Below are 6,000 nucleotides of genomic sequence, written 5' to 3'. Positions count from 1 at the left end.
AGCCATAAACATTTTGTTTTTTTCACTGTCTACTTGACAGGGTGCAGTTCATGAAATGGATTAGTCTTTTTTTTATTATGATTTTAACCGTGCATGCTTGCCTGGGGATATGGCTCGAGCCTGTAGTCTCTCACTCATATCATTTCCCCGGGCGTCAGCACGGTATAAAATCTCTATAAGCAATGTTTTTTAATACACAAAACACTTCGTATTATATAAAGAAGTAACTATTTTATAACATTAGAAAACATGCTTTATCATATACAACTAATAGAAAGTTAAATTTTAATTAATCAAATGATGGATTAGTCTTTTTTTATTATGATTTTAACCGTGCATGCTTGCCGATATGGCTCGAGCCTGTAGTCTCTCACTCATATCATTTCCCCCGGCGTCAGCACGATACAAAATCACAACGAATAACCATGTTTTAAATATATTTTGCTTTGTATTTGATTTTTAATGAGGTGACTCAATTTTTGTAATGCAACATCAATATCTTCAATATTTATATAAGAATATGAAAATCTTATGTGATATTGAGCGTCTTTATCATAAATTTCACCGGGATGAATTAGAATTTGATTTTGAATCGCTAAATCGAATAGTGTCTTCATGTTTACTGGTACATTCAATTTGAACCAAATATAATAAGAACCTTCAGGTATTGACCACGTGCCTAATTCTTGAAAATGTTGATTTAAAGATTTTAAAAATTTATTACGTCTCTCTAAAAGCGCTTGTTTTAAATATTTTAAATGTTGTTCATGGTATATGGGGTTATTTAACCACTCAGTTGCGATAAATTGTGATAGTGAACTGGCACCATAGTCATTTTGCATTTTTAAATCAGCTAAATGCATAACAACGGACGGTTTACCTATAATCCATCCTACTCTTAAACCAGGGCTCACTGTTTTGGATAAACTACTCATATATAAAATATTGTCGTTCTCTTCTAATGATTTTAAAGGTCGAGGGCGAAGTCCTTCGAACCACAAGTCACCGTATACATCATCTTCAACAATAGGGATACCTGCTTGTTGACATTGTTGAATTAATTTATATTTTTCTGTTTGGTTATATGAATGTTGCGTGGGATTATGTAAAGTCGGTATACAATAAAAGATACTGTTTTTATATAACGTTTTTGCATTGAAAATAGTATTAATTTGTTGCTTTATTTTAGAAATCGGTAAAAAGTTAAGGTCTGCTCGAATATTATGCCATGTATGTACAGAATTTATATATGAGGGTGTTTCTATAATAATCTTTGAATTTGGTATGAGTAAACCGTCAGCGATTAGTTTTAATCCCTGCAATGCACCTGAAGTGACACAAATGTTTTCTTCATTACATGTAATCCCCAATTTTTTAACATGATTTACAATCGCTTTTCTTAAATTCAAATTACCTAAGGGATGTTCATAATTCGTTTTTAGAGCAGTTGTCGTTTGTTTTGAAAAAATATCTCGAAATTGCTTGTTTGGGATTAACTGTGGACTAAGTTCACCAGTACTTAAACGTATTATGTGTGCATCGAATTCTAATTGGTTAATTCGTTGTATAAAGTATTGGTTATTCTTTGAAGAGCTATTTTTAATATAGTCATGCCAATTCATTTTATGATTGATATATGTGTTCCAATTGCTTTTTGAAACGTATAACCCTTTACGTGCTTTGCTTTCTAAAACTCCATAACTTTGTAGTATTTCTAAAGACTGAATAATAGTTGAACGATTGACACGATATTGAGTAGCCAAATTCCTCTGAGAAGGTAATTTCATACCTGCTTCTAAATCACCATTTTTAATTTTTAAAAGTATATCATCAATAATTTCTTTGTATTTTGGCGTGAACATGCTAAATCTCCTTTAAATGATTGGTTGGCTTTTTAATTTATAACTGGTTGGTAAAAATCAATTGAATTTATTGTATCATGATTATATACAGAAACACGTTCCGTAGTTTAAATTTGAATATTTAGTGCGTATTATTTTGTAGAAGATTAATTCATTCAGTTGAAAACATCAGTATAATGTGTGGATTAAAGCGAAATGTTGGTTAGTAGTAATTGATTGTGAATAGCTATATATACCTGCTAGTTAAGTTCGAGAGAAGAGGGGACTGGTATGGTTTAATGATGATTTTGTTATTCAGAAAGAGGAGATAATATGTTTCAACCAATGATTCATGGTTTGTTTTTAGCTTTAGGTTTAATTTTACCTTTAGGCGCACAAAATGTATTTGTATTTAACCAAGGAGCAAATCAAAAACAATTCATTAAGACAATTCCAGTGATCATAGCAGCAGGGCTATGTGATACATTATTAATTGTATTAGCTGTATTAGGTGTGTCAGTTATATTACTGTCGCTACCAATGTTACAAATTGTAATTTATTGTATTGGTTTTATTTTTCTTATTTATATGGCTTGGTCATTATGGAAAGAGAAACCTCAAGCGCTTGATCGTTATCAATCAATGTCTGCGCGAAAGCAAATTGGTTTTGCTTTGTCTGTTTCATTACTGAATCCTCATGCAATTATAGATACCATTGGTGTTATAGGTACGAACGCAGCAATATATGAAAGTACAGATAAAATGTTTTTTACCCTAACTACAATCATTGTTTCTTGGGTTTGGTTTATATTTTTGGCTATTGCAGGCAAAGTCGTAGGTAATATTGATAAAACTGGAAAATATATCTTAATATTAAATAAATTTTCAGCAATGATTATTGTGATAGTTGCATGTATCATATTAAAACAATTATTAGTAATACTATTTTAAACATAAGAAAAGCAGAGATAGTTGCATCGTAATGCATACATATCTCTGCTTTTATAGTTAATCATAACTTCTAACACCTAAAGGCTTATAGTTATGAATCGTTTCGAACAGCTCTTCAGGGTTGTTACATAGCGGTGCAAGTGATTGATATTTTTTATCGATAAATCCTTCATGAATCATATGATCAATCAATGTTTGTAAAGGCTCGAAAAAACGGTTGATATTATAGATAGCGATTGGCTTTTCATGAATACCAATTTGCGACCAACTATACATTTCAAAAAATTCTTCTAAAGAGCCAGCGCCTCCTGGGGCCATAACAAAAGCATCTGCTAATTCTGCCATTTTGTTTTTTCTTTCATGCATAGAATCAACTAATATGAGTTCACTTAGTCTAGTACTAGTAATTTCTCGTTCGTTTAACATATTGGGCATAACGCCAATGGCACTACCGCCATGATCTAATACACCATCTTGAATGGCTCCCATAATACCGACAGAACCAGCACCAAATACCAGTTCATAATTATGTTTAGCCATATAAGTGCCTAACTGATAAGCTTCTTTCATGTATAATGCGTCTTTACCTTTACTTGCACCACAATAAACAGCAATTTTTTTCATACTCTATTCCTCCGTAAATAATGACAAATCATTAATTATAGACAAAAAATTTTGTTCAAATATCGCAATATCATCTGCTGTAAAAGCAGAAGGACCTTTAGTACGCCCGCCACTTTTTCGGAATTGTGCACTAGCATGTCGTTGTTCTAACAAGGTGTTGATATTATTTTGATTAAACACAAACCCTTTATGATGCATAACAACTTTAGCTTTATTTAATAATAAACTCGCAAGTCCATAATCTTGTGTTATTACAATATCTTCTGATTGAGTGATTTTAACGATTTTATAATCGACAGCATCTGGTCCATCATCAACATAAATGATATTAACGTGATCAGGTTGTACTTTTGAAGAAAAATGACTAAAGCTTCGAACGACGGTAACAAAGATGCTTGTCCCTTGTGTCAATTCAACAACAGAATTGGTAACAGGACAAGCATCTCCATCAATGATGACTTGAGTCATAATAATTATTTACCTTTTTCTTCATTGTTTTGTTTAACAATGCTTTTAGCAACGTAATTTTTGTACTTTTTAAATTCTGCTAAACGATCTTTTTTATTTTTATCGCGAGCTTTATCTTCTTCTTTATGACGTTTATCAATATTTTTTTGTAATTTCTTATTGAATTTATTTATTTCTTTGCGATTTTCTTTTTCAAGTTTTTCGCCTTTTTGTTCTGTTTCTTTGTCTAATTTTCCTGGAGTCATGCCAACTTTTTCCATGTGTTTATTAGATTTTTTCATAGACTGAATACGTTGTTTTTCATTTTCTTGACGTTTTTTATCTTCTTCATTATGACGTTTGTCTATATTTTTCTGTAATTTCTTATTCATTTTGTCTGCTTCTTTACGATTTTCTTTTTCAAGTTTTTCGCCTTTTTTCTCAATATAAGCAGGATTATGCTCTTTAGCAATACGTTTTAGTTCACGTTTTTGATCCATATTATGTTTTTTATCAATAACATAATCTTTTGCGTTTGAAGATTTATCTACTACTGTATCTTTAATTTGAACAGATTTGTTTGCTACGGTTTTTGAAGCTTTAGCAGTTGCATCACTGGCTTTTTTAACATCTGGATGATCTTTAATACGTTTACGTTCAACGATTAACGGTACTAAAAACACAGGCGCTACTGTGATGATTGTTTTAATTAATTGCTTTTTGTCCATACTCGTTGCCTCCAATAATTTTATACTATCTACTTATTACCCCATAATACATCATAATAAACGGTAAATACACGTACTTTCATGGATTTATTGCTGTAATTTTAGAAATGAAATTTAAGAAGAGGCTGGACAAATTATTTGTCTCAGCCTCTAACCATTTTACTGTCCACTGATTCCCTGGCCTATACCAAAGCCGAAGTAAAGGATTGCGATTATAATAACTAACACAATTCTATAAATGGCAAATGGAATCAATTTTATTTTACTAATTAAGAATAAGAATGTTTTAATGGCAATTAAACCAACGATAAATGCTGTGATAAACCCTAGGAAGTAAAAACCAATGTGATTTAATTGAATATATTCAAAGTTTTTCACTAGTGATAAACCACTTGCTGCTAACATCACAGGAACTGCCATAATAAATGTGAAATCAGAAGCAGATTTATGGTTCATTTTCATGAGTACACCTGTTGAGATTGTAGAACCAGATCTACTGAAACCAGGCCACATAGCGATGGCTTGAGATAAACCAATTATAAAAGCTTGGAAATAATTAATTTGATCTACTGTTTGTGGATTCGTAACTTTTTTACTGTATATATCTGCAATAATCATATATATTGCACCGACAAATAATCCAATCATGACTGTTGGGACGCTAAATAAATATTTTTCAATAACATCATCAAACATTAATCCAAGGATACCAGCTGGAATCATACCCACAATGATATGGAGTAAATTTAAGCGTTTTGGTTTTTGGCCGATGCCATCTATGGGCTCAGACCTATATTTACCTATATGTAACATTTCAAAATAACGTTCACGGAATACCCAGGCTCCTGCGAACACAGAACCGAGCTGAATCACAATTTTAAAGGTGAATGCAGATTCAGAGCCTAAAAATTGAGTTGATTTTAACCACATATCATCTACCAGAATCATATGACCAGTAGAAGATACAGGCGCAAACTCAGTTAATCCTTCGACAATTCCTAGAATGATTCCTTTTATCAATTCAAGCAATATCATAATTAACCTACTTTCATAATATGGATTATAATTTATTCATTTTCATTTTATAATAATAGCACATTAAAATTATAAAGTGCCATAGATAAATAAGATTTTGGACTAAAGACTGAGGAAAAAATGCTTACTTCAGTTAATGGGGCGAAAAGTACATTATGATAAATTTCCATTATAAAGTCGAAATTATTTTTAGGAAACTTTATTTATAATTTAATAAGTTTATAATGATAAAAAGTTTGTTGTTTATGATTAAAATTTAAGAATTCAATCGCTTAATTATAATTATGGCAAAAATATGAATTAAGTAAATAAAAATGTATTAATTTTTGAGCCAATTCATTTCATTTTAATACAATCCATATATAATATGAACC

6 protein-coding genes are annotated in these 6,000 nt (G+C 31.0%); 1 reads left to right on the top strand and 5 read right to left on the bottom strand.

Features of this window, described 5'->3' with window-relative positions:
- Positions 1 to 410: 410 nt before the first annotated feature.
- Complete coding sequence (locus CD032_RS07790) at positions 411 to 1,862, bottom strand: aminotransferase-like domain-containing protein (protein ID WP_103211363.1); 1,452 nt, start codon at positions 1,860 to 1,862, stop codon at positions 411 to 413.
- Positions 1,863 to 2,174: 312 nt separating this feature from the next.
- On the opposite strand from CD032_RS07790, the gene CD032_RS07785 reads away from it, so the two are divergent.
- On the top strand, positions 2,175 to 2,792 hold the full coding sequence (locus CD032_RS07785; RefSeq protein WP_019468230.1) for a LysE/ArgO family amino acid transporter: 618 nt from the start codon (positions 2,175 to 2,177) through the stop codon (positions 2,790 to 2,792).
- A gap of 57 nt (positions 2,793 to 2,849) precedes the next feature.
- Here CD032_RS07785 and CD032_RS07780 read toward each other — a convergent pair whose 3' ends face one another.
- The 4 genes from CD032_RS07780 to CD032_RS07765 form a co-directional block, all read right to left on the bottom strand.
- A complete protein-coding gene (locus tag CD032_RS07780) occupies positions 2,850 to 3,416 on the bottom strand; it encodes an LOG family protein (protein ID WP_064263522.1) in 567 nt (188 codons plus the stop codon).
- A 3-nt stretch (positions 3,417 to 3,419) separates the two neighbouring features.
- Entirely contained in the window at positions 3,420 to 3,884 is a 465-nt protein-coding gene (locus CD032_RS07775; protein WP_019468232.1) for a YaiI/YqxD family protein, read from the bottom strand.
- Positions 3,885 to 3,889: 5 nt separating this feature from the next.
- Positions 3,890 to 4,591, bottom strand: coding sequence for a hypothetical protein (locus CD032_RS07770; RefSeq protein ID WP_040030248.1), 702 nt, complete (start codon positions 4,589 to 4,591; stop codon positions 3,890 to 3,892).
- A 159-nt stretch (positions 4,592 to 4,750) separates the two neighbouring features.
- Positions 4,751 to 5,626 (bottom strand): undecaprenyl-diphosphate phosphatase, encoded by an 876-nt coding sequence (locus CD032_RS07765; protein WP_040030247.1) that lies wholly within the window; start codon positions 5,624 to 5,626, stop codon positions 4,751 to 4,753.
- Between the last annotated feature and the right edge of the window lie 374 nt (positions 5,627 to 6,000).

The sequence above is a fragment of the Staphylococcus cohnii subsp. cohnii genome (assembly GCF_002902365.1).
In the GTDB taxonomy this organism is placed as follows: domain Bacteria; phylum Bacillota; class Bacilli; order Staphylococcales; family Staphylococcaceae; genus Staphylococcus; species Staphylococcus cohnii.
This window is presented reverse-complemented; position numbering and strand designations above follow the sequence as displayed.

What these genes read in the sequence shown, in the direction of transcription:
- CD032_RS07785 (WP_019468230.1), top strand. Translation starts at nt 2,175, where the DNA reads ATGTTTCAACCAATGATTCATGGTTTGTTTTTAGCTTTAGGTTTAATT.
- CD032_RS07770 (WP_040030248.1), bottom strand. Translation starts at nt 4,591, where the DNA reads ATGGACAAAAAGCAATTAATTAAAACAATCATCACAGTAGCGCCTGTG.
- CD032_RS07780 (WP_064263522.1), bottom strand. Translation starts at nt 3,416, where the DNA reads ATGAAAAAAATTGCTGTTTATTGTGGTGCAAGTAAAGGTAAAGACGCA.
- CD032_RS07790 (WP_103211363.1), bottom strand. Translation starts at nt 1,862, where the DNA reads ATGTTCACGCCAAAATACAAAGAAATTATTGATGATATACTTTTAAAA.
- CD032_RS07775 (WP_019468232.1), bottom strand. Translation starts at nt 3,884, where the DNA reads ATGACTCAAGTCATCATTGATGGAGATGCTTGTCCTGTTACCAATTCT.
- CD032_RS07765 (WP_040030247.1), bottom strand. Translation starts at nt 5,626, where the DNA reads ATGATATTGCTTGAATTGATAAAAGGAATCATTCTAGGAATTGTCGAA.